A 21,384-nucleotide genomic window follows, 5' to 3' on the forward strand; every position below is an offset into this window, starting at 1 on the left:
GTGGGGGTATAGCTCAGCTGGGAGAGCGCTTGCATGGCATGCAAGAGGTCATCGGTTCGATCCCGTTTACCTCCACCACTGAGAATTAGAGAACGGTTAGTTCCCAGGTTTTGACCCTATCGTCTAGAGGCCTAGGACATCACCCTTTCACGGTGAGTACCGGGGTTCGAATCCCCGTAGGGTCGCCAAGTTTGTAGCACTTGGCTTGTGTCTTTTCACAAGCAAACGCTGCCTGCCAGGAGTGGTAGTTCAGTTGGTTAGAATACCGGCCTGTCACGCCGGGGGTCGCGGGTTCGAGTCCCGTCCACTCCGCCAGTCAAAGCCCTTGCAGGTCTTGGATGTGCAAGGGTTTTTCTTTGGTGAATGCCGAAGAAAGTGGGGGGTATAGCTCAGCTGGGAGAGCGCTTGCATGGCATGCAAGAGGTCATCGGTTCGATCCCGTTTACCTCCACCACTGAGAATTAGAGAACGGTTAGTTCCCAGGTTTTGACCCTATCGTCTAGAGGCCTAGGACATCACCCTTTCACGGTGAGTACCGGGGTTCGAATCCCCGTAGGGTCGCCAAGTTTGTAGCACTTGGCTTGTGTCTTTTCACAAGCAAACGCTGCCTACCAGGAGTGGTAGTTCAGTTGGTTAGAATACCGGCCTGTCACGCCGGGGGTCGCGGGTTCGAGTCCCGTCCACTCCGCCAAATGGAAGCCCTCGCAAGCAATGCTTGCGAGGGCTTTTTCTTTGGTTTTTGGTGGCGAGAGGCGGCTTCGCTGCGTGGGATCTGTCCACCCGTCCCGGACCAATCAATAGTGGCTCTTCATAAGAATGCTGCAATGCCAGTGGATGGCCTGGTCTGAAAAAGGGCTTTACATGTTGTCGATCCGGGTGCGCATCGCACTGCCGCCGGATGGACCCCTTAGATGAGCCCACAGAACGCACCTTTGTTTTGGACCCGAAGGAAGGCGCATCGCATCGGGCCTGTTCCGAACGGGCACAATCGCGCCTTTTCGCCCACTTGCCGTCAAAGGATCGCTCCTGCCGCCACAGCGCCACCGCTCGGCAGTCCAGGGCCATGCCGGCATCGCACCACCCCTTCCATGCCCATCGACCGCTCCCTGCCTTCCCCCAACGCTGGCCCCGCGTCTGCCCGGCTGCAGTCCATCGACGCGCTGCGCGGGCTCGTCATCCTGTTCATGCTGCTGGACCACGTGCGCGAAACCTTTTTCCTGCACCACCAGGTCAGCGACCCCATGGCCGTCGCGGCCAGCTCGCCCGACCTGTTCGCAAGCCGGCTGCTGGCCCACGTGTGCGCGCCGGTGTTCGTGTTTCTCACGGGGCTGTCCGCCTGCCTGTATGGTTCGCGGCAGGGCGGAGGCCGGGGGGCGGCCTCGGTATTCCTGCTCCAGCGTGGGTTCTTCCTGGTCGCGCTGGAACTCACGCTGGTGAACTTTGCCTGGACCTTCCAGTGGCCGCCCCAGGTGGTGTACCTGCAGGTGATCTGGGTGATCGGCCTGAGCATGCTGGCCCTGGCGGCGCTGCTGTGGCTGCCGCGCACCGTGTTGATCGCCCTGGGCGTGGTGATCGTGGCCGGGCACAACCTGCTCGACGGGCTGCATTTTTCGGTCGGCCATGCGCTGCACATTCCCTGGGCGGTGCTGCACGACCGCGGCTGGATCGAAGTGGGCGAATCGCTGCGCCTGCGCACTTCCTATCCGCTGCTGCCCTGGATCGGTGTGATCGCGCTGGGCTATGCGGCCGGACCCTGGTTCCTGGCGTCCACGGATGCGGGCGCGCGGCAGCGCCGCCTGCTGGCCTGGGGCACGGGCCTGCTGGCCGGGTTTGCCGTGTTGCGCTGGTGGAACGTGTACGGCGACAAGCCCTGGGTGGCGGGCGACACGGCCCTGGCCACCGCGATGTCGTTTTTCAACGTGACCAAATACCCGCCTTCGCTGCTGTTCGTCGCGCTCACGCTCGGCGTCGGCCTGCTGGTGCTGCGGGCGTTCGAGCGGGCGCGGCCCGGGGCCGGGCTGCGGGTGTTGGCGGGGTTCGGTGCCGCGCCCATGTTCTTTTACCTGCTGCACCTGTACGTGCTCAAGCTGCTTTACCTCGCGGCGGTGGCCGTGTGGGGCAAGACCCAGGGCACGTATTTCGGGTTCGACGCCATGTGGGCCGTCTGGCTGTGCACGGCCGTCCTGGCCGTGGCGCTGTACCCAGCGGTGAAGGCCTTTGGGGCCTTCAAGGCGCGGCGGCGCGACATCGCCTGGCTCAAGTACCTTTGAGCGTGGGCGGTGCCGTCGCGAATGCCCGCGTTGGTGCGCAGCCTGGTCAGTGGGGCCGGCCGGAGGTGTCTGCCCGGTTCACCTCGACGGAGACGTGCACCAGTTCCTCGTGCACGCTCAGCAGGCGCTTGAAGAAGTCGGGCGCCACGGACGGATGGGCCGTGGACAGCGACAGGATGCAGGCGTACAGGTCCGTGCCCACACGCCACACGTGAAGGTCGCACACGCTGGCGGGAATGGGGCTGGCGGCGATCGCATCGCGGATTTCCTGCACCACGGGCGCGTCCATTTCCGCGTCCAGCAGCACCCGCCCGGTATCGCGCAACAACCCCCAGGCCCAGCCCGCGACCAGGGCCGCGCCCAGCAGGCCCACGGCCGGGTCGAGCCAGTCGGCGCCCCACAGCAGCCCCCCGCACAGTGCGGCGATGGCCAGCACCGACGTGGCAGCGTCGGCCACCACGTGCAGGTAGGCCGACCGCAGGTTCAGATCGGCTGGCGTCATCCCATGGCTGTGGCCGTGGCCTTCATGCGCAGGGTGTTCGTGGTGCGAGTGGTGTGCCTGATGCACATGCCCGCCCCGCAGCAGCCAGGCGCACGCCAGGTTGACCGCCAGTCCCAGCGTGGCCGTGAAGACGGCCTGCTCATACTGGATGGGCGCCGGGGCGAGGAGCCGCTGCACCGACTGGTAGACCATGAGCCCGGCCACGAGCAGCAGCAGGATGGCGCTGGTGTAGCCGCCCAGCACCTCGATCTTCCAGGTGCCGAAGGCGAAGCGGCCGTCGCTCGCGTGGCGCCGGGCCGCGGCATACGCCACGGCGGATAGCCCGAGCGCCAGGGCATGCGAGCCCATGTGCCAGCCGTCCGCCAGCAATGCGATCGAGCCGAAGGCCCAGCCGCCGACGATTTCCGCCACCATCATGGCGACCGTCAGTGCCACCGCCCAGCGGGTGTTGCGCTCGGCCAAGGGATTGCCGTGGCTGAAGACATGGGGGTGCTGCCAGCCGGCTGCGAGGGGGGCGTTGGCGGAAGGGTTTTGGGTCATGAAAGTCATGGTGAAAGATACTGTACCCCAGTATATTTTCAGCCCTTCGTACAATCCGGTCATGGCCCATACCATCCACGGAAAAAAGAAGCTGCTGGCCCGCGTGCGGCGCATCCAAGGCCAGGCCGCGGCCCTCGAGCGGGCGCTGGAACAGGAGGCCGACTGCATGGCGGTGCTGCAGCAAATCGCGGCCATCCGCGGCGCGGTGAACGGCCTGATGGCGCAGGTGCTGGAAGGCCACATCGTTCAGCACCTGGGTGACCCCGCAGCTCCCGCGCAGCAGCGCGCGCAGGACGTGGCGGCGGTGGCCTCGGCGCTGCGCTCCTACCTCAAATAGGCCGGGTGCTCCGGGGCAAGACCGCGCCCGGCCGCCGGCCAATCGGGCGCCCCAGCGGCGGATGCCGCCGTTGGCGACAATCGGGCCCATGTTTCCTTCGCCCTTCCTTCGCGCCGCCCTCGTTCTGGGCCTTCTTTCGGCCATCGGCCCCTTTGCCATCGACATGTACCTGCCGGCGCTTCCCGACATCGGGCGCAGCCTGGGCGCGCAGGTCGGCGCCGTGCAGTGGAGCCTGACCGCGTTCTTCCTGGCGCTGGGGGCGGGGCAGCTGTTCTACGGCCCGGTGTCCGACATGGTGGGGCGCAAGCCGCCGCTGTATTTCGGGCTGCTGCTGTTCACCGCGGCGAGCGTGGGCTGCGCCCTGGCGACCGAGATCGAGACGCTGGTGGCGCTGCGCTTCCTGCAGGGCCTGGGCGCCGCCGCGGGGATGGCCATTCCGCGCGCCGTGGTGCGCGATCTGCACACCGGCACCGATGCCGCGCGCCTGATGGCGCTGCTGATGCTGGTGTTCAGTGTTTCGCCCATCCTCGCGCCGCTCGCGGGCAGCGGGGTCATCGCACTCACCGGCTGGCGCGGCGTGTTCTGGGTGGTGGCGGTGGCCGCCATCGCGGGGCTGGCGCTCGTCTATGGCGCGCTGCGCGAGACGCGTCCTGCCGCCGACCGGGTGGAAAGCAGCCTGGGCGGCGCCCTGCGGGCCTACGGCATGCTGCTGCGCGATCGCCATTACCTGGGCCTGGTCTTCATCGGCGGCTGTGCCATGTCGGGCTTCTTCGTGTACCTGGCGGGCTCGCCGTTCGTGCTCATCAACCACTACGGGCTCACGCCCACGCAGTACAGCCTGGCGTTCTCGCTGAACGCGGCGGCCTTCATCGGCTCGTCCCAGTTCACCGGCCTGCTCGGCCAACGGTTCGGCCTGGTGCCGCTCGTCAAGGTGGCGGCCAGCGCGGCCGGCATGGTCATGGTGCTGTTGCTGGCCTACTACCTGCTGGGCGGTGATCAGCTGGCGGTGCTGATCGCGCTGTATTTCGTGTCCAGCGCCTTCATGGGGCTGGTGATTCCCACCACCTCGGTGCTGGCGCTGGAGCAGCATGGCGCCATCGCCGGCACCGCCTCGGCCTTGCTGGGCACGCTGCAGATGCTGACGGGTGCGGCGGCCATGGGCATCGTGGGCCTGTTCGCCAACGGACAGCCCTTGCCCATGGTGATCGGCATGGCCGCAGGCGCGCTGGTGGGCGTGGCGCTGACCTGGATCACGCTGGCGGGCCCGCATGCTGCCGGGCCGGTGGAGGCGCGGGTTTGAGCCCCGGTCCGGGCGCCGCCGCCATGGGGCAGGGCGCGCCCACCGCCTCCGACGGGCTGCCTCCGCGCGACCGCGCGCGGGCCATGCTGGTCATCATCCTCGGGCTGACCGTGGCGGTGCTGGACGGCAGCATCGTCAACCTCGCGCTGCCCGGCATCGCTCGCGAACTGAACGCGGGCGCGGCGCAGGCCATCTGGGTCGTCAACGCCTACCAGATCGCCACGCTGGTCATGCTGCTGCCGCTCGCCTCGCTGGGCGAGCGCATCGGCTACCGGCGCGTGTACCTGCTGGGCATGGCGCTGTTCGCCGTGTCGTCGCTCGGGGCCATGCTGGCCACATCACTCCCCGCGCTGGTGGTGGCGCGCGCGGTGCAGGGGCTGGGTGCGGCAGGCATCATGAGCGTGAATGCCGCGCTGGTGCGCCTGACCTATCCGCGCGCGCATTTGGGCCGGGGCATGGCCATCAACTCGCTGGTCGTGGCCACCTCGTCGATGGCCGGGCCCTCGGTGGCGGCGGCCATCTTGTCGTTCGCATCGTGGCCCTGGCTGTTCGCGCTGAACCTGCCGCTGGGCCTGTTCACGCTGTGGCTAGGGCGGCGCGCGCTGCCGTTCAATCCGCCCAGTACGCACACCGGCGCGCGGCTGACGGTGCTGGACGTCACGCTCAACATCCTGATGTTCGCGCTGATCTTCATCGGTGGCGAGCAGCTCGGCGTGCGGGGCGAGGCCTCGCGTGCGGCGGCCCCGCTGGGCTGGGCGCTGCTGCTGGCCGGCGTCGCGGTGGGCTGGGTGTACCTGCGGCGGCAGCGGCGCGTGGCTGTGCCGCTGTTTCCGGTGGACCTGCTGCGCATCCCCGTGTTCGCGCTGTCGATGGGCGCGTCGGTCGGGGCCTTCTGCGCGCAGATGCTGGCCTTTCTGTCGCTTCCGTTCCTGCTGCTGGAGGCGCAGGGCCGGTCGCATTTCGAGGCGGGCCTGCTCATCACCGCCTGGCCGCTGGCCATCGTGGTGGTGGCGCCGTTCGCGGGACGGCTCATCGGCCGCTTCGCGGACGGCCTGCTGGGCGGTGTCGGCATGGCGGTGTTCGCCTGCGGGCTGGTCGCGCTGGCTGTGCTGCCGCCTCAACCGGGCGTGTTCGACGTGGCGTGGCGCATGCTTTTGTGCGGGGCGGGCTTTGGGCTGTTCCAGTCGCCCAACAACCACACCATCGTCGCCTCGGCGCCGTTGCACCGTTCGGGCGCGGCCAGCGGCATGCTGGGCACCGCGCGCCTGACCGGGCAGACCCTGGGCGCCGTGCTGCTGGCGGGCATCTTCGCGGTCTGGGGCCAGCACGACGGGCAGGGCGAATCGGTGGCGCTGATGGCGGCGGCTGGCTGCGCAGCGTTGGCGGGCGTGTGCAGCGTGATGCGGCTGCGGCACGGCGCCACGGTGCATGCCTGAATCGGGTTTTGGCCTTTTAGGCCGCCAGCGCAATTGATACTAGGGCGTTGTGCTATTAAATTAATAGCATTCCCTTTGGGGCATGGTCGGTCGCTTGAGCCGTCGCTCTATTGCAGGGGCGCCACCCGCTCCGCCAGCGTGCGCAGGGTGAGGGGCGCGCACCCTTCGGCATGGTTGCTGACCGTGACGAAGGCATTCTGGCCCGCCCCGGTCACCCCCGCGATCGTGCGCGCCAGCACGTCGTGCACCTCGGGGGCCGGGTGGAGGATGCGGTCATAGGGGGCGTAGAGCTTTTCGGCGTCTTCGTACCCATAGGCGCCGTGCACCGGGTTCAGGTTCCAGCGGCACACCAGCGGTCCGGGCCACAGCCGGCGCAGCAGGTGCAGTTGCTCCGCCAGCGGCGGCATCTTGGCGTGCAGCCCCACGCAGTAGGTGGCGCCGGCTTCGCGCAGCACGGCGGCAAAGTGCGGCATGAACTCGGGCGACAGCCACTCGGGGTCGCGCACCTCCACGGCCAGCACGCCGTCCGGCGCGGTGGGCGCCAGCAGCGGTTGCGCGAGCAGCATCGTGCGCAGGCGCTCGAGCACCTGCGGCAACCGGTCGAGCTGCGCCAGCGGCAGGGGGCTCAACTGGAACACCAGCGCACCCACCTTGGCGCCCAGGCCTTCGAGCGCGGGCGCCACGAACTCCTGCGTGGCCAGCGCGGCATCCAGGAACGCCGGGTTGGCCTGGCGCCCGCGTCCGTCCTCGCCGCGCACCAGCGCATCGGTCACCAGGCTGGGCGCCTTCACCACGAAGCGGAAGTCATGCGGCACCTGCGAGGCGTAGCGCTCGTACTGGCTCACCGTGAGCGGCCGGTAGAAGCTGCGGTCGATGCTCACCGTGCGCATCAGCGGGTGCTGGGCATACACCGGCAGGCCGTTCTTGGAGAGCGTCTGCTCCGAATGCTCGCCTTCCCACAGCAAGCCCTTCCAGCCAGGGTAGGTCCACGACGACGTGCCCATGCGCAAGCGGGACGGCAGCCGGTCGGCCAGTGCGCGCAGGTCGTCGTCCCAGGCCGCCGGTTGCACCGTGCCGCTGCGGCGCACGGCAGGGGCCTTGGCCTCGGTGGGCTCGGCCGATGGGGCAGGGCGTTTGGCGGGCGCCTCAGCGGGTGGCTCGGGGGGAACGGGCAGGTCGCCGAAAAGATCGTCTTGCATGGAGGGAGTCGATGAGCGGGCGCGCAGAAAGCGGATGAAAGGCAGGAAGTGCGGGCCCTGCACGGTATCGAGGTGGGGCGCGATGGCGTGTTCTTCCAGACTCGTGCTGTTTCCTTTGGTTTCGGCGCCGCAACGGCGGCACCCCGGACGCCGCGACCAGTCATTCGCCCGAAAACAGCCCCCCTTCGTTGAGCAGTTCATAGGCGATGTCGGGGTGCCGGTCCATGCTCTTCTTGATCGCGGCAGGAATGGCCTGCCGGGTCTTGCGGCACAGCCCCCGCTGCTCTAGTACCAGGATGGCAATGCCGCGCAGGCTGCGGACCTCGTTGGGGCTGGTGGTGATGCTCAGGCGGATGCCCAGTTGCGCTTCCAGCCGGTCCTGCATGCGGCGCAGTTCACCCAGGCTGCCCAGGTTTTCCAGCCGGTCGATGAGCCGTTTTTCCTCCTCCCGCGTGAGGCGCAGCACGCGCAAGTCGCCGCTCGGCGCATGCAACAGCGCATCGCGGTCGCACACGCACGCGCCTGGCGGGCATTCAGTGCGGACCGGATAGGGGAAGGGCGTCATGGTCTTAAAGGCGCAGGCGTTGGTTGTGGTGGCGTGGCGGTGGTCTGCGCATTTTAGGGACGCCCCCCGCGCTCACTGCGCGCTGTACACCAGCCCGGGGCGCGTTCCATCAAGGTCGTCGGTCTCGCCGTCCTGCACCGGCTCCGTGCCGAAGGTGCGCCCCAATGCCACGAAGCGGTACGCGCCCTGGCGGTCGGTGTAAATGGCCCAGCCGCCGGGCGTGATGGCAATCCCATGCCAGGGGCCGGCGATGCGCGCGTCCGCCACGCTGGCCACCTGCTGCCCATCGGCGGTGCGGTACACGCGCAGTTCGCCGGTGTTTCGCAAAGGGGCGGTGTCGGCAGCGCCTTGGGCGGAGGGGGCGGGGGCCTGCGGCCGCTGGACCTCGCGCACGGCAAACCGCCCTCCCGGCGCCAGCCGCACGGGGCCGCTGTCCGCATCGGTGGGATCGGCCAGCCGCACGAAGCGATGCGCGGCGCGATCGGCAAAGCCCGCCTGGGCCTGCGGCGTGCCTTGGGACGGGTCGGGACCCGCGAACTCCACCAAGGACACATCGCCCGACCATTGGGTGAAGCGTGCAAAGGCCAGGCCCTGGCCGCCCGCATACCCGGCCAACTCGGCCGTGGCATCAGGCGCCCCCTCGGATGGGCGGGGCACCCACTGGCCGGCCTGCGGGCCACGCACCATGCGCGGCGGCGTGCCGTTGAGCACGTCGAACGTTCCCAGGTCCGCTTGCTGGCGCAGCGTCCAGTCGGGCAGCGAGAACGTCAGCAGTCGATAGGCTTTCTGCCCATCGGCATCGCTGCGGTAGAACTGGGGCGTCGCGACCAACTGCACCTGGCGCTCTGCTGTGCCACCCGCACCATCCGTGGCAGCGGGGCGGGCCAGGCAACTGTCGGGCTTGACGCCCGGAGACGGCGCCGCAGCGACGGCCGGCGGCGTGCCGCTGCGCTCGCTGAGCGCGAACGACGAGACTTTGGCGGGCCGTGCCAGATCGAGTCGGTCCACGGTGCCGTTGCAGTAGATGACGTAGAGAAACCGGTGGCTGGCATCCGGGGCGCTTAAAGACGCTGGGTTGTTTGACGGTGTCTGTGACGGGGCATCGGCCTGACCGCCGTCCTTGTTGGGTGAACAGGCGGCAAGCAGCATGGCAGCGCACATCAAGGTGGAGCGGCGTACTGTCCGTGCGTTGTAGTTAAAGGTTGGTAAGGGGTTTTTTTGCTGAGTCATGGCAATCAGAAATCCGCAGCCGCATCAACATGTTCAACATAGCGAGGGTCTCCAGCGCTGCCCCGTTCATCCACGGGCACTCTTTCCCATTCCGCACTTCCGCGCTGGCCGCTCGAATCCAGGGTGACAACCAGTTGACCGCTCTGCGTTCGTGGCCGAAACTCATGCAAGCCGTTGGCGTAGCCGTTGAATCCGCGAATCGTATCGAGTTCGAGCTGTTCATCCGTGAAGGCCGGCAGTGTGACTTGTGCTTGCGGCAAATTTTGGGCAGACCGCGCGCGATTCCATGCACCGACGAGATTTCTAAAGGACTCACTGCGTTGGGCGTTAGCAGGATAGGCACGAGCGATGCGCTCCTTTTCCTGATAAAGCGCCCATCCAGCGCGAATGTTTTCCTTCCAGTTCCAGGTTTGGTCTGCTGTGGGAGCAGGTCGGGTGATCTGCGCCAGCCCCACGCCCCCGAGCCCATCGCTGCTGTACTTTGGCCAGTTTCCAGGTGGCCGGAACTGCTGAAGCGAGCTCTCTTGGCGCAACTGTTTTCTAAACCGCACCTTGGTGGCCCCAATGCTGTTGGCGAAGGCTCGGATGGCCGTGGGCAGCGGATTGGTGCCTGCAATGGTCAGGTTCGTGCTGCTTGCATTCAGCACGGTGCCACCAACGCGGGCGATCACATTGACGGTCAGCAAGCCTCCGCGCAATTCCGTGAATGGAATGCACCAAGTGTTGCCATGCCCTGCCTGCGAACGAATCGGTGCATGCTGGGTTCTGCGGTTTCCTCCATAGGCAGTGTTGGTAGGCGGGACACCTCCATCGAACACAAGGGTTGCCGACCATTCATAGGTGGGTACAGGCCCAGCCGGATTCAGCGGTACGCCAGACAGCGTGGCCGTCATCACGATCTCTGGCATCGTTGCATCTGCAGAGATGAAGAAGCGCGGGCCTGCGGGTCGGCAGGTCAGTACAAGAGGCATGGTCTGGCCTAGTTTTTATAAAGCCGCAGATTCTCCCGTCTTGGGCTCCCTCGCTGGTGCTGCTCCGTGATGAAAATCGTGATGAATTGTTGTTCCGCTCCTCAAAGCAAAAAACCTCTTCTCGCTACACCGAGAGGTACCGCGCCCACAGCCCCCGATCCGCATTGAGCGCCTCGGAATCCCCTTGCCACACCACGCGCCCGCGCTCCAGGATCACGTGCCGATCGGCCAGGCCCATAAGGCGGTGCACGTACTTGTCCACCACCAGGATGGTCTGCCCCGCGGCCTTGAGCGTGGCGAGGCACCGCCAGATTTCCTCGCGGATCACTGGGGCCAAGCCCTCGGTGGCCTCGTCCAGGATCAGCAGGCGCGGGTTGGTGGACAGCGCGCGGCCGATGGCCAGCATCTGCTGCTCGCCGCCCGACAGCTGGTGGCCCAGGTGGTGCTCGCGTTCCTGCAGGCGCGGGAACACGCCGTAGATGCGCTGCAGGTCCCAGGGCTCGCCCAGGCCGCTGCGGTTGCCGGCGAAGGCCAGCAGGTGTTCGCGCACGCTGAGGTTGGGGAACACGTGGCGGCCCTCGGGCACGATGGCCAGGCCCATGCGGGCAATGGCGTCGCTCTTCATCGCCCCGATGGCCTGGCCCGCGAAGCGGATGGCGCCGGCCGTGGGGCGCAGTGCGCCCATCAGGGTCTTGATGGTGGTGCTCTTGCCCATGCCGTTGCGTCCCAGCAGGGACACCACTTCGCCCGCGGCGATGTCGAGATGGATGCCGAACAGCACCTGGCTCACGCCGTAGCCGGCCTCCAGGCCCTGGCAGCTCAGCAGGGGCTCGGCCACGGGCGCGGACCCATGGTGCATCGAAGGCGTGGGCGTGCTCATGGGGTGGCCTCCAGGGTTTCGGTGCCCAGGTACACGGCCTGCACTTCGGCGTTGCTGCGGATCTCATGGGGCGTGCCGGTCGTGAGCACCCGGCCGTACACCAGCACCGAGATGCGGTCGGCCAGGCGGAAGACGGCCTCCATGTCGTGCTCGATCAGCAGCACGGCCATGTCCTGGCGCAGGCTGTCGATCAGCTGCACCATCTGCTGCGATTCCTCCGGCCCCATGCCGGCCATGGGTTCGTCCAGCAGCAGCAGCTTCGGCGCGCAGGCCAGGGCGAGGGCCACGTCCAGCGTGCGCTGGGCGCCATGGGGCAGGGCGCCGGCGATGCCGTCCATGCGGTCTTGCAGCCCCACGCGCTCGGCCAGCCGGTCGGCGGCCTCGTACAGCCCGCGCGCCTGTGAGCGCGGCTGCAGGAAGCGAAAGCTCGATCCGCTGTGCGCCTGCACGGCCAGCAGCAGGTTGTCGCGCACGGTCTGGGCCGGGAAGATGCGCGTCACCTGAAAGCAGCGCGACAACCCTTTGGCCACGCGGCGGTGCATGGGCAGGGCGGTGATGTCGTCACCGTCGAGCAGCACGCGGCCTGCGTCGGGCGCCAGCAGGCCCGAGATCTGGTGGACCAGCGTGGTCTTGCCCGCGCCGTTGGGGCCGATGAGGGCGTGGACCTCGCCGTGCGCCACGGTCAGGTCCACGTGGTCGGTGGCCAGCAGGCCGCCGAAGCGTTTGACCAGGCCCTGCACTTGGAACAGGCTCATCGCGCGCTCCTTGCGCGCAGGTCCGCCAGCGCGGCCAAGCCCCTGGGCGCGTACAGCGCGGTGGCGATCAGCAGCAGGCCCAGCGGCATGTGCCAGTAGTCGGTGTGGAGCTTGAGCGCCTCTTCCAGCGCCAGCCACACGGCCGCGCCCAGCGGCCCGCCCCAGCGCCGGCCCAGGCCGCCGATGACGACCATCACGATGAGCGTGGCCGACTGCGTCCAGTGCATCATCGCCGGGCTCACGAAGCTGTTGCCCGTGGCCAGCAGCGCGCCCGCCAGGCCCGCCACTGCGCCGGCCAGGGTGAAGGCGGCCAGCTGCAGCAGGTACACCGGATAGCCCAGCGCGCGCATGCGCGTCGCGTTGTCGCGGATGCCCGCCAGCGCCGCGCCGAAGCGCGAGGCCGTGGCCCGGTCCAGCCACCAAAGCACCAGCGCCACCAGCGCCAGCACCACCCAGTACAGGGTGGGCTCGTGCATGGCGTCCAGGCCCAGGCCGAGCACGGGCCGCATGGGCAGGGTGTAGCCGTCGTCCCCGCCGTAGCTGCGCAGCGAGACGAACACGAAGTACAGCATCTGCGCGAAGGCCAGTGTGATCATGATGAAGTACACGCCCTGGGTGCGCAGCGAGATGGCGCCCACCAGCGCAGCCGCCAGCGCGGCCAGCACCATGGCGGCGCCCCACACCACCCAGGCCGAGGTGGCGCCCGCGTCGCTGAGAACCACCACTGCGTAGGCGCCCACGCCCATGAAGCCCGCATGCCCCAGCGCCACCATGCCGCCGAAGCCCATGATGAAGTTCAGGCTGGCGGCGGCCAGGGCCACGACCAGCACCCGGCGCACGAAGCCGATGTAAAAATCCAGCCCCAGGGCCGATGCCACCAGCGGAAACACCGCCAGCGCCGCCAGCAGGGCCAGCGGCAGCAGCGCGCCGCGCCAGCGCGGGGCGGCAGGGCGCTGAGGCGGGGAAGAGGAAGTCAGGGATGCAGCAGACATGTCGCTCAGGCCTTGGCAGAAAACAGCCCCGCGGGGCGAAAGCTCAGAACCGCCGCCATCAGGGCGTACATGGCCACCTCGGCGCACAGCGGCCCTAAGTCGGCGGCCACGGCAGGCGGCAGGGTGGCGCGCAGCAGCAGCGGTAGGAAGGCGCGGCCGATGGTGTCCACCAGGCCCACCAGCAGGGCCGCCACGAAGGCGCCGCGCACCGAGCCGATGCCGCCGATGACGATCACCACCAGCGCGGGGATCAGGATGGATTCGCCCATGCCGACCTGCACCGCCATCAGCGGCCCCATGAGGGCGCCCGCGAGGGCCGCCAGGGCGGCACCCAGCACGAAGATGCCGCAGAACACGCGCCGGACGCGCACGCCCATCAGCTCGGCCATCCAGCGGTCCGACGCACCCGCGCGCACCAGCATGCCCACGCGGCTGTGGTTGACCAGCAGGTACAGCAGACCCGCCACCAGCACGCCCGCGCCCAGCACCACCAGGCGGTACGACGGGTAGGGCAGGCCGGCGAACAGTTCCACCGGCCCCGAGAGCCAGGCCGGCGTGGGCGCCATGACGGGGGAGGGGCCCCACACCATCTTCACGGCATCGTCCGCCACGAGGATCACGCCGAAGGTGGCCAGCACCTGGGCCAGGTGGTCGCGTCCGTAGAGGCGGCGCATCAGCGTCACCTCCAGCAGCGCCGCCACCGCCACGGTCACGGCCACGGCCACCAGCACCGCGACGGCGAACGAGCCGCTCTGCACATGCACCGTGGCCGCCACATAGGCGCCCACCATGAACAGCGAGCCGTGCGAGAGGTTCATCACGTCCATGATCCCGAAGACCAGGGTGAGCCCCGCCGCGATCAGGAAAAGCATGAGCCCGTAGCCCGCGCCGTTGAGCAGTTGTTCGAAGACGAGGATCGGATTCATGGCGCAGCCCCAGTGGATGAGGAGGGGTTCGATGTCATTTCAGGGTTCCATGTCCGCAAGCGACGCGCGCTGCCTTTCAAAACGGGCGCGGCCCCAAGCCAGCAGCCGCCGCGCAAGGGCCGCCCCGCCGCGCTGGCGGCGTCCCCCCTCCGGGGGGAAGGCGCGAAGCGACTCAGGGGGGCTATTTCATACCGCACTGGGCAGAGAACGCATCCCCATAGTTTTCCAGCACCGTCTTGATGGTCTTGTTGGTCACGCGGCCTTCGGCGTCCTTGCCGATGGTGCGCAGGTAGAAGTTCTGCACCGGGTAGTGGTTGTTGGCGTAGCGGAAGTTGCCGCGCACCGAAGGAAACTGCGCCTTGGCCAGCGCCTTGATCAATGCATCGCGGTCGGCCACCTTGCCGCCCACGGCCTTGACGGCCGCGTCCATGGCGGTGATCACGTCGAAGGCCTGCGCAGCGTAGATGGACGGGTAGCGCCCGCCGTATTCCTTGCGGAACGCGGCCACGAAGGCCTTGTTGGCCGGGTTGTCCAGGTCGTGCGCCCAGTGCGAGGTGTTGAACAGCCCCAGCATGGGTTCGCCCACGGCGCTGATGACGTCTTCGTCGGCCGAGAAGCCGCTGGTCACCAGCGTGATGTCCTTGGACAGGCCCGCGCCCACGAACTGCTTGATGAAGTTGATGCCCATGGCGCCGGGCAGGAAGAAGTACACGGCCTCGGGCTTGGCGGCGCGCAATTGCGCCAGCTCGGTCGCGTAGTCGATCTGGCCGAGCTTGGTGTACATCTCGTCCACCACCGTGCCCTTGAACTTGCGCTTGAAGCCGTTGATCCCGTCCTTGCCGGCGGGGTAGTTGGGGGCGATCAGCACCATGCGTTTGAAGCCCCGGTCGGCCGCGAACTGGCCGGCGGCCTCGTGGTACTGGTCGTTCTGGTAGGCCGTGCCGAAGAAGTAGGGGTTGCACTGCGCGCCCGCCAGCTGGCTGGGGCCCGCGTTGTTCGACAGGTAGGGCACCTTGGCGGCGAACAGCGTGGGTGCCACGGCCAGCGCCACGTTGGAGGCGATGGGGCCGGTGAACAGGTCGATCTTCTCGCGCTGCACGAAGCGGTCCACCAACTGCTTGGCCTGGTCGGGGCTGCCGGCCATGTCGGTCTGCACGAACTGCACGGGCTGGCCGCCCAGCTTGCCGCCCAGCTGCTTGATGCCCAGCGCGAAGCCGTCCCGCGCCTCGGCCCCCAGGGCGGCGAACGGGCCGGAGATGTCCAGCGCGATGCCCACCTTGATGGGGGTGGCCGGCTGCTGGGCCGCTGCCGGCAGGCCGGCGCAGGCGCCCAGGACCGCCAGGGCGGCGGCGCCGAGCCGGGTGCGAAGGGAAGTGCGGGAAATTCGTGCCATCGTCAGTCCTTCAATCGTCGATCAACCAAGGGGAAAACCAGCCGGGGCCGCTGCAGGCCGTGCCGTGCATCGCCTGGCCGTCGCGGGGCCCTGCAGCCCCACTTCGGCCCGCGTTGCCGTGCCATGCACCGGGAACGTGCGCATCGCTAGGTGCAAAGGCGCCTTGCAGGCACGGAAAGCGGATGCCCGGGCTGTCCTGATGCAAGGGGCATTCCATGCAGCGGTGGTCGCCATCGCCACCCGGTCCTGGGCGGGCGATGGGAGTGCCTGGGGATCGTACAAGCGCGCCGGGCTGCCGCGCCTACAGGTCTTCCCTGGGATGGAATGTCGCCCGGTGCCGGCCGGGCCGCCACGCAAGGCACGGGGCAGGGGGGCGGTGCGGCCTGAAACAAGGGCCGGGAAGGCCTGTGGCACACTCGCCCGCTTTTCCAAAGCCGAGCCCTCGGGCGCGTTTTCAGCATGCAGAAGATCATCCGGCAGATTGCCGCAGAAATCCGGGTCACCGAGCAGCAGGTGGCCTCCGCCGTCGAGTTGCTCGATGGGGGCGCCACGGTGCCCTTCATCGCGCGCTACCGCAAGGAAGTGACCGGTGGGCTGGACGACATCCAGCTACGCGAGCTGGAGGCCCGCCTGTCGTACCTGCGCGAGCTGGAAGACCGCCGCGCCGCGGTGCTCAAGGCCATCGACGAGCAGGGCAAGCTGACCGACGCGCTGCGCGCCGCCATCGCGGGTGCACCGACCAAGCAGGAGCTGGAAGACCTCTACCTGCCCTTCAAGCAAAAGCGCCGCACCAAGGGCCAGATCGCCCGCGAGTTCGGCATCGAGCCGCTGGCCGACAAGCTCTTCGCCGACCCCACGCTGGACCCGGCCGCCGAGGCCGCCGCGTTCACCCGACCTCCCGAGGTGCTGGACGATGGCAAGCCGGGTGCCGACTTTTCCACCGTGCCGGCCGTGCTCGACGGCGTGCGCGACATCCTCTCCGAGCGCTGGGCCGAAGACGCGGTGCTGGTGCAGTCGCTGCGCGAATGGCTGTGGACCGAGGGCCTGCTGCGCAGCAAGAAGGTCGAGGGCAAGAACGAGGCCGATCCCGAGGTCTCCAAGTTCCGCGACTACTTCGAGTACGACGAGCCCATCGGCCGCGTGCCCTCGCACCGCGCGCTGGCCGTGTTCCGCGGCCGGGCGCTCGAAATCCTGGAGGCCAAGCTGGTCCTGCCCGTCGAGCCAGAGCCCGGAAAGCCCAGCATCGCCGAGGGCAAGATCGCCCTGCACCTGGGCTGGAGCCATGCCGGCCGCGCGGCCGACGACCTGCTGCGCAAATGCGTGGGCTGGGCCTGGCGCGTGAAGCTGAGCCTTTCCACCGAGCGCGACCTGTTCGCCCGCCTGCGCGACGAGGCCGAGAAGGTCGCCATCAAGGTCTTCGCCGACAACCTGCGCGACCTGCTGCTGGCCGCGCCCGCCGGCCCGCGCGTGGTGATGGGGCTGGACCCCGGCATCCGCACCGGCGTGAAGGTGGCGGTGGTGGATGCGACCGGCAAGCTGGTGGAGACCGCCACCGTGTTCCCGCACGAGCCGCGCCGCGACTGGGACGGCTCGCTGCACACGCTGGCCAAGCTGGTCGAAAAGCACGGCGTGAACCTGATCGCCATCGGCAACGGCACCGCCAGCCGCGAAACCGACAAGCTGGCCGCCGACCTGATCAAGCTGGCCGCCAAGGCCGAGCGCGCCATCGAGAAGGTGGTGGTGAGCGAGGCCGGCGCGTCCGTCTATTCCGCCAGCGAGTACGCCTCGCAGGAGATGCCCGATGTGGACGTGAGCCTGCGCGGCGCCGCCTCCATCGCGCGGCGCCTGCAGGACCCGCTGGCCGAGCTGGTCAAGATCGACCCCAAGAGCATCGGCGTGGGCCAGTACCAGCACGACGTGAACCAGAGCGAGCTGGCCCGCACGCTGGGCACGGTGGTGGAGGACTGCGTGAACTCGGTGGGCGTGGACCTGAACACGGCCAGCGTGCCCCTGCTCAGCCGCGTGTCGGGCCTGTCGGGCAGCGTGGCGAAGGCCGTGGTGCGCTGGCGCGAGGCCAACGGCGCGTTCAAGAGCCGCCGCCAGCTCATGGAGGTGTCGGGCCTGGGCGCCAAGACCTTTGAGCAGAGCGCGGGCTTCCTGCGCATCCGCGGCGGCGAGAACCCGCTGGACATGACGGGCGTGCACCCTGAGACGTACCCCGTGGTCGAGCAGATCATGCAAAAGACCGGCAAGCCCGTGGCCGAGATCATGGGCCGCGCCGACATGCTCAAGACGCTCAAGCCCGAGTTGTTCGCCAACGAGAAGTTCGGCGTCATCACGGTCAAGGACATCCTGGGCGAGCTGGAGAAGCCCGGCCGCGACCCACGCCCGGACTTCAAGGTGGCGCGCTTCAACGACGGCGTGGAAGACATCAAGGACCTGAAGGAAGGCATGGTGCTGGAGGGCACGGTGAGCAACGTGGCGCAGTTCGGCGCGTTCATCGACCTGGGCGTGCACCAGGACGGCCTGGTCCACGTGAGCCAGCTGAGCCACAAGTTCGTGAACGATGCGCGCGAGGTGGTCAAGACCGGCGACATCGTGAAGGTGAAGGTCATGGAGGTGGACGTGGAGCGCAAGCGCATCGGCCTGTCCATGAAGCTCGATGCAGCGCCCCCGCGCAGCGGCGGCGACCGAGGTGCGCCCCGCGACAACCGGTTCGAAGGGGCGGGGCGGGGCCAGCATGCGGCACCGCGCCGCAGCAACGAGCCCGCGCCCCCGTCGGCCATGGCCTCGGCCTTCGCCAAGCTGCAAGGTAATAAGCGGTAAAAGTTGCGTGGATAATCGCCGGACCCTTACTTCCGGCCGTTCCATGGAGCTCATCGCCCTGCTGGGGATTCCCGTCGCGCTGCCGAGCGTGCCGCGCGCGGTGGCGCTGCTGATGAACGAGCTGGCGGCGCCCGAGCCCAACCTGCGCCGCGTCACCCAGCTCTTCGGCACCGACCCGGCCATGGCCGCGCGGCTGCTGGAAGAGGCCAACTCCCCCACGTTCCAGGCCCAGCAGCAGATCAGCGGCATTCCCGAGGCGCTGTCGCTGCTGGGTGTGCAGCAGCTGCGCACGCTGGTGGCGTCCGCGCCGCTGGGCACGACTTCGCGGTCGGTGCCGGGCGTCAACCTGCAGCAGTTCTGGCGCTACAGCCTGCACACCGCCAAGCTGGCGCGGTCGCTGGCCGGCAGCGTGCACCACAACCAGATCGCGGCATACACCGCGGGCCTGCTCCACGGCGTGGGCGAGTTGCTGCTGCACCTGGGCAATCCGGACCGCGTGCAGGCCATCAACCGGCTGGTCGGCCCCTTCGATCCGCGCCGCTCCAAGCTGGAGCAGCGGCTGCTGGGCTACTGCTATTCGCAGGTGAGCGCCGGCATGGCGCGCCGCTGGCAGTTGCCGCAGGTGGTGGTGGATGCCTTGCAGTACCAGAGCGCGCCGTTCGAGAACAGCGTGTACGAGCCGCTGGCCGGCGTGCTGCACCTGGCCGCCTGGCGCGTGCGGGCCCGCGAGGCGGCGCTGGGCGAGAAGGAGCTGGCGGTCTCTTTTCCTGGCGAGGTCGGGCTGGCGCTGGGGCTCGATATCGACATGGTGCTGCAGCAGGACCCGATCGACTGGACGGTGCGCCCCGATCCGGGCGACTACGTGTGAGCGCCGTGGCGCGCCGGTGCACCGGCCGATGAAGGCGCTGCGCATCCATGCCGGGCCGCTGGCGCGGGCGCACATCGCCCGGCACGGCCTGCAGCCTGCCGACATCGGCGTGATCCCCGCCGCGGCCGGCGGCCCCAAGGGGCTGGTGCTCGGGCCGCTGGACCGCTTCGTGTTCGGGCACTGGCTGCAGGGCTCCGCCCAGCCGGTGCATCTGGTGGGCGCGTCGATCGGGGCGTGGCGCATGGCCACCGCCTGCCTGGATTCGCCCGTGGCCGCGCTGGAGCGGCTGGAGCATGCCTACATCCACCAGCACTACGCGCCGCCGCCCGGCCGCCAGCGCCCTTCGGCCGCGCAGGTGAGCGCGCAATTCGGGCAGGGGCTGCGCGACTTCTACGGTGCGCCGGTGGGGCCGTTGCTCGCGCACCCGCGCTGGCGGCTGCACATCGTGACGTCGCGGGGGCGTCACCTGCTTTCGCGTGAACGCCGGCTGGCCACACCGCTCGGCTACCTGGGCGCGTTCGCCGCCAACGCGGTGCACCGCCGCGCGCTGGGGTGGTGGCTGGAGCGGGTGGTGTTCTCCGGCCCGGCCGGCGATGCCCCCGGGGCCGCCATGGCGCCGCTGCCGTTCGCCACCACCGACTACCCCACGCGGCAGGTGGCGCTGACCGGGGCCAACTTCCTGCCGGCGCTGCAGGCCAGCTGCTCCATCCCCTTCGTGCTGCAGGCGGTGCACGACGTTCCGGGCGCGCCGGCCGGTGCCTACTGGGACGGTGGCCTGACCGACTACCACCTGCATCTGCGCTACCGGCCGCTGGCGGACATCGAGCGGATGGATGCTATAAAAAATATAGCGACATGCCCTAGTGTTGATTGTGCTGGAGGCCAAAAACGTTCAGATCCCCTTGGCGCCCTGGTGCTGTACCCGCACTTCCAGCAGAGCGTGGTGCCCGGCTGGCTGGACAAGGGCCTGCGCTGGCGCCACCGCGCCACGCCCGCGCTGGACCGCATGGTGGTGCTGTCGCCGCACCCCGACTGGGTGCACACGCTGCCGAACGCGAAGCTGCCCGACCGCAACGATTTTCTGCACTACGGCAGCGACCTGGCCGCCCGCGTGCGCGCCTGGAGCGCGGCCACGTCGGCCAGCCGCCAGTTGGCCGATGAGTTCGCCGAATGGCTGCGCCGGCCCGACCCGGCGGCGGTTCTGCCGCTTTGAGGGCGGGCCGCCGCGGCCGCAACGCTCACATCGATTCGGCGAGCATCGCCCGGTAGTCGTCCACGCTGGCCTCGCGCGGGTTGGTCTTGTGGCAGTGGTCGGCCATGGCGCCTTCGATCACGTCGCCGAACAGCGCCTCGGTCACACCCATCGCGGCCAGACCCGTGGGCAGCCCCAGCCGCGCGCTCATGTCACGGATGGCTTCGGGGATGTCGCCCGCGGACGCCAGCCCCATGGCGTGGGCCATGCGTTCCAGGCGCCGGTCTTTCTGCACGGCGGGGTCCTGCGCGTTGAAGCGCACCACGGCGGGCAGGAACACCGCGTTCAGCGTGCCGTGGTGCAGCCGCGGGTTCACGCCGCCCAGGCTGTGGCTCAGCGAATGCACGCAGCCCAGCCCTTTCTGGAACGCCATCGCGCCCTGCATGCTCGCGCTCATCATGTTCAGGCGGGCCTCGCGGTCGCTGCCGTCGCGCGTGGCGCGTTCGATGTGGGCCCAGCCGCGCGTAAGCCCCTCCAGCGCGATGCCGTCGGCCGGTGGGTTGAAGGCAGAGGACATGAAGGTCTCCATGCAGTGCGCGATCGCGTCCATGCCGGTGGCGGCCGTCAGCGCGGGCGGCAGGCCCAGGGTCAGGCCCGGGTCGCAGATGGCTGTCTTGGGCACCAGGTGCCAAGAGTGAAAGCCCAGCTTGCGGTGGTCGTCCACGATGATGATCGCGCCGCGCGCCACCTCGCTGCCGGTGCCGGCAGTGGTGGGCACGGCGATCAGCGGCACGGCGCGCTCGGTGATGCGGGGCGAGCCGCCTTCGATGGTGGCGTAGTGCGTGAGCGGCCCTTCGTGCGTGGCCGCGATGGCGATGCCCTTGGCGCAGTCGATGGCCGAGCCGCCGCCCACCGCGACGAGGCCGTCGCAACCGTGGTCGCGGTACACCTGCACGGCGGCGCGCACGGCCGCTTCGGTGGGGTTGGAGGGCGTCTGGTCGAACACGGCCACGGGCACGCCGGCCAGTGCATCCAGCGCGTGCTGCAGCACGCCGGCGGCTTTCACGCCGGGGTCGGTCACCACGAGCGGACGCGTGATGCCCACGCGGTCGCACTCCTGTTTCAGGAGCTGGATGGCGCCGAATTCGAACTGGATCTGGGTGACGTAGTAGATGAAGGCCATGGTGGATTGCGAGGATGCG

General features: G+C 68.9%; 18 protein-coding genes and 6 tRNA genes. 13 read left to right on the forward strand and 11 right to left on the reverse strand.

Annotated elements, in window-relative coordinates; genetic code table 11:
* The first annotated feature begins 2 nt into the window (after positions 1 to 2).
* The 7 genes from AVTE2539_RS15920 to AVTE2539_RS15950 all read left to right on the forward strand — a co-directional run bounded on the left by AVTE2539_RS15920 (position 3) and on the right by AVTE2539_RS15950 (position 2,270).
* Positions 3 to 78: transfer RNA gene (locus AVTE2539_RS15920), tRNA-Ala, on the forward strand.
* 34 nt (positions 79 to 112) lie between these two features.
* Positions 113 to 188, forward strand: a tRNA-Glu gene (locus AVTE2539_RS15925).
* A gap of 50 nt (positions 189 to 238) precedes the next feature.
* Positions 239 to 315 (forward strand) — tRNA-Asp (locus AVTE2539_RS15930).
* A gap of 63 nt (positions 316 to 378) precedes the next feature.
* Positions 379 to 454: transfer RNA gene (locus AVTE2539_RS15935), tRNA-Ala, on the forward strand.
* A 34-nt stretch (positions 455 to 488) separates the two neighbouring features.
* A tRNA-Glu gene (locus AVTE2539_RS15940) sits at positions 489 to 564 on the forward strand.
* 50 nt (positions 565 to 614) lie between these two features.
* Positions 615 to 691 (forward strand) — tRNA-Asp (locus AVTE2539_RS15945).
* A 397-nt stretch (positions 692 to 1,088) separates the two neighbouring features.
* Positions 1,089 to 2,270, forward strand: coding sequence for an acetyltransferase domain-containing protein (locus AVTE2539_RS15950; RefSeq protein WP_284412029.1), 1,182 nt, complete (start codon positions 1,089 to 1,091; stop codon positions 2,268 to 2,270).
* A 46-nt stretch (positions 2,271 to 2,316) separates the two neighbouring features.
* Here AVTE2539_RS15950 and dmeF read toward each other — a convergent pair whose 3' ends face one another.
* On the reverse strand, positions 2,317 to 3,312 hold the full coding sequence (gene dmeF / locus AVTE2539_RS15955) for a CDF family Co(II)/Ni(II) efflux transporter DmeF (protein WP_284412031.1): 996 nt from the start codon (positions 3,310 to 3,312) through the stop codon (positions 2,317 to 2,319).
* A gap of 61 nt (positions 3,313 to 3,373) precedes the next feature.
* On the opposite strand from dmeF, the gene AVTE2539_RS15960 reads away from it, so the two are divergent.
* From AVTE2539_RS15960 to AVTE2539_RS15970, 3 genes are all read left to right on the forward strand, one after another.
* Positions 3,374 to 3,649, forward strand: a complete 276-nt coding sequence (locus AVTE2539_RS15960) for a metal/formaldehyde-sensitive transcriptional repressor (protein WP_284406194.1) — start codon at positions 3,374 to 3,376, stop codon at positions 3,647 to 3,649.
* A gap of 88 nt (positions 3,650 to 3,737) precedes the next feature.
* A complete protein-coding gene (locus AVTE2539_RS15965; RefSeq protein WP_284412033.1) occupies positions 3,738 to 4,949 on the forward strand; it encodes a multidrug effflux MFS transporter in 1,212 nt (403 codons plus the stop codon).
* Between the two features lie 23 nt (positions 4,950 to 4,972).
* Positions 4,973 to 6,385 carry an MFS transporter gene (locus AVTE2539_RS15970; RefSeq protein WP_284412473.1) on the forward strand — a complete coding sequence of 471 codons (1,413 nt, stop codon included), beginning with the start codon at positions 4,973 to 4,975 and terminating at the stop codon, positions 6,383 to 6,385.
* Between the two features lie 107 nt (positions 6,386 to 6,492).
* Here the strand turns inward: AVTE2539_RS15970 and AVTE2539_RS15975 are convergent, their stop codons facing one another.
* From AVTE2539_RS15975 to AVTE2539_RS16015, 9 genes are all read right to left on the reverse strand, one after another.
* The gene (locus AVTE2539_RS15975) at positions 6,493 to 7,584 is read right to left on the reverse strand and encodes a DUF72 domain-containing protein (RefSeq protein ID WP_284412035.1); all 1,092 of its coding nucleotides are present in this window, start codon (positions 7,582 to 7,584) and stop codon (positions 6,493 to 6,495) included.
* A gap of 160 nt (positions 7,585 to 7,744) precedes the next feature.
* Positions 7,745 to 8,149: a hypothetical protein gene (locus AVTE2539_RS15980; protein WP_284412037.1), complete on the reverse strand. Its 405-nt coding sequence runs from the start codon at positions 8,147 to 8,149 to the stop codon at positions 7,745 to 7,747.
* Between the two features lie 72 nt (positions 8,150 to 8,221).
* Positions 8,222 to 9,298, reverse strand: coding sequence for a hypothetical protein (locus AVTE2539_RS15985; RefSeq protein ID WP_284412040.1), 1,077 nt, complete (start codon positions 9,296 to 9,298; stop codon positions 8,222 to 8,224).
* Between the two features lie 86 nt (positions 9,299 to 9,384).
* Positions 9,385 to 10,350, reverse strand: coding sequence for a hypothetical protein (locus AVTE2539_RS15990; protein ID WP_284412042.1), 966 nt, complete (start codon positions 10,348 to 10,350; stop codon positions 9,385 to 9,387).
* Positions 10,351 to 10,474: 124 nt separating this feature from the next.
* Complete coding sequence (locus AVTE2539_RS15995) at positions 10,475 to 11,230, reverse strand: ABC transporter ATP-binding protein (protein WP_284412043.1); 756 nt, start codon at positions 11,228 to 11,230, stop codon at positions 10,475 to 10,477.
* The gene (locus tag AVTE2539_RS16000) at positions 11,227 to 11,985 is read right to left on the reverse strand and encodes an ABC transporter ATP-binding protein (RefSeq protein ID WP_272568580.1); all 759 of its coding nucleotides are present in this window, start codon (positions 11,983 to 11,985) and stop codon (positions 11,227 to 11,229) included. The genes AVTE2539_RS15995 and AVTE2539_RS16000 overlap by 4 nt, the downstream gene beginning before the upstream one ends.
* Complete coding sequence (locus tag AVTE2539_RS16005) at positions 11,982 to 12,977, reverse strand: branched-chain amino acid ABC transporter permease (RefSeq protein ID WP_284412047.1); 996 nt, start codon at positions 12,975 to 12,977, stop codon at positions 11,982 to 11,984. Before AVTE2539_RS16005 ends, AVTE2539_RS16000 begins: the two co-directional genes overlap by 4 nt.
* A gap of 5 nt (positions 12,978 to 12,982) precedes the next feature.
* Positions 12,983 to 13,903: a branched-chain amino acid ABC transporter permease gene (locus tag AVTE2539_RS16010; RefSeq protein WP_284398629.1), complete on the reverse strand. Its 921-nt coding sequence runs from the start codon at positions 13,901 to 13,903 to the stop codon at positions 12,983 to 12,985.
* Between the two features lie 181 nt (positions 13,904 to 14,084).
* A complete protein-coding gene (locus AVTE2539_RS16015) occupies positions 14,085 to 15,296 on the reverse strand; it encodes an ABC transporter substrate-binding protein (RefSeq protein WP_284412049.1) in 1,212 nt (403 codons plus the stop codon).
* A gap of 459 nt (positions 15,297 to 15,755) precedes the next feature.
* Here AVTE2539_RS16015 and AVTE2539_RS16020 point away from each other — a divergent pair, with 459 nt between their 5' ends.
* From AVTE2539_RS16020 to AVTE2539_RS16030, 3 genes are read left to right on the forward strand one after another with little or no spacing between them, the layout of a single operon-like run.
* Positions 15,756 to 18,122 carry a Tex family protein gene (locus AVTE2539_RS16020; protein ID WP_284412051.1) on the forward strand — a complete coding sequence of 789 codons (2,367 nt, stop codon included), beginning with the start codon at positions 15,756 to 15,758 and terminating at the stop codon, positions 18,120 to 18,122.
* 43 nt (positions 18,123 to 18,165) lie between these two features.
* A complete protein-coding gene (locus AVTE2539_RS16025; protein ID WP_272568586.1) occupies positions 18,166 to 18,990 on the forward strand; it encodes an HDOD domain-containing protein in 825 nt (274 codons plus the stop codon).
* A 28-nt stretch (positions 18,991 to 19,018) separates the two neighbouring features.
* Positions 19,019 to 20,203, forward strand: coding sequence for a phospholipase (locus AVTE2539_RS16030; protein WP_284412053.1), 1,185 nt, complete (start codon positions 19,019 to 19,021; stop codon positions 20,201 to 20,203).
* Between the two features lie 25 nt (positions 20,204 to 20,228).
* Here the strand turns inward: AVTE2539_RS16030 and gbd are convergent, their stop codons facing one another.
* Positions 20,229 to 21,365, reverse strand: a complete 1,137-nt coding sequence (gbd, locus tag AVTE2539_RS16035) for a 4-hydroxybutyrate dehydrogenase (RefSeq protein WP_284412055.1) — start codon at positions 21,363 to 21,365, stop codon at positions 20,229 to 20,231.
* Positions 21,366 to 21,384: the final 19 nt, after the last annotated feature.

Origin of the sequence: Acidovorax sp. SUPP2539, assembly GCF_030158975.1 — a bacterium.
Lineage (GTDB): Bacteria > Pseudomonadota > Gammaproteobacteria > Burkholderiales > Burkholderiaceae_C > Paracidovorax.

Coding starts and splice junctions, on each gene's coding strand:
- AVTE2539_RS15950 (WP_284412029.1), top strand. CDS start 1,089: ATGCCCATCGACCGCTCCCTGCCTTCCCCCAACGCTGGCCCCGCGTCT.
- dmeF (WP_284412031.1), bottom strand. CDS start 3,312: ATGACCCAAAACCCTTCCGCCAACGCCCCCCTCGCAGCCGGCTGGCAG.
- AVTE2539_RS15960 (WP_284406194.1), top strand. CDS start 3,374: ATGGCCCATACCATCCACGGAAAAAAGAAGCTGCTGGCCCGCGTGCGG.
- AVTE2539_RS15965 (WP_284412033.1), top strand. CDS start 3,738: ATGTTTCCTTCGCCCTTCCTTCGCGCCGCCCTCGTTCTGGGCCTTCTT.
- AVTE2539_RS15970 (WP_284412473.1), top strand. CDS start 4,973: ATGGGGCAGGGCGCGCCCACCGCCTCCGACGGGCTGCCTCCGCGCGAC.
- AVTE2539_RS15975 (WP_284412035.1), bottom strand. CDS start 7,584: ATGCAAGACGATCTTTTCGGCGACCTGCCCGTTCCCCCCGAGCCACCC.
- AVTE2539_RS15980 (WP_284412037.1), bottom strand. CDS start 8,149: ATGACGCCCTTCCCCTATCCGGTCCGCACTGAATGCCCGCCAGGCGCG.
- AVTE2539_RS15985 (WP_284412040.1), bottom strand. CDS start 9,298: ATGCTGCTTGCCGCCTGTTCACCCAACAAGGACGGCGGTCAGGCCGAT.
- AVTE2539_RS15990 (WP_284412042.1), bottom strand. CDS start 10,350: ATGCCTCTTGTACTGACCTGCCGACCCGCAGGCCCGCGCTTCTTCATC.
- AVTE2539_RS15995 (WP_284412043.1), bottom strand. CDS start 11,230: ATGAGCACGCCCACGCCTTCGATGCACCATGGGTCCGCGCCCGTGGCC.
- AVTE2539_RS16000 (WP_272568580.1), bottom strand. CDS start 11,985: ATGAGCCTGTTCCAAGTGCAGGGCCTGGTCAAACGCTTCGGCGGCCTG.
- AVTE2539_RS16005 (WP_284412047.1), bottom strand. CDS start 12,977: ATGTCTGCTGCATCCCTGACTTCCTCTTCCCCGCCTCAGCGCCCTGCC.
- AVTE2539_RS16010 (WP_284398629.1), bottom strand. CDS start 13,903: ATGAATCCGATCCTCGTCTTCGAACAACTGCTCAACGGCGCGGGCTAC.
- AVTE2539_RS16015 (WP_284412049.1), bottom strand. CDS start 15,296: ATGGCACGAATTTCCCGCACTTCCCTTCGCACCCGGCTCGGCGCCGCC.
- AVTE2539_RS16020 (WP_284412051.1), top strand. CDS start 15,756: ATGCAGAAGATCATCCGGCAGATTGCCGCAGAAATCCGGGTCACCGAG.
- AVTE2539_RS16025 (WP_272568586.1), top strand. CDS start 18,166: ATGGAGCTCATCGCCCTGCTGGGGATTCCCGTCGCGCTGCCGAGCGTG.
- AVTE2539_RS16030 (WP_284412053.1), top strand. CDS start 19,019: ATGAAGGCGCTGCGCATCCATGCCGGGCCGCTGGCGCGGGCGCACATC.
- gbd (WP_284412055.1), bottom strand. CDS start 21,365: ATGGCCTTCATCTACTACGTCACCCAGATCCAGTTCGAATTCGGCGCC.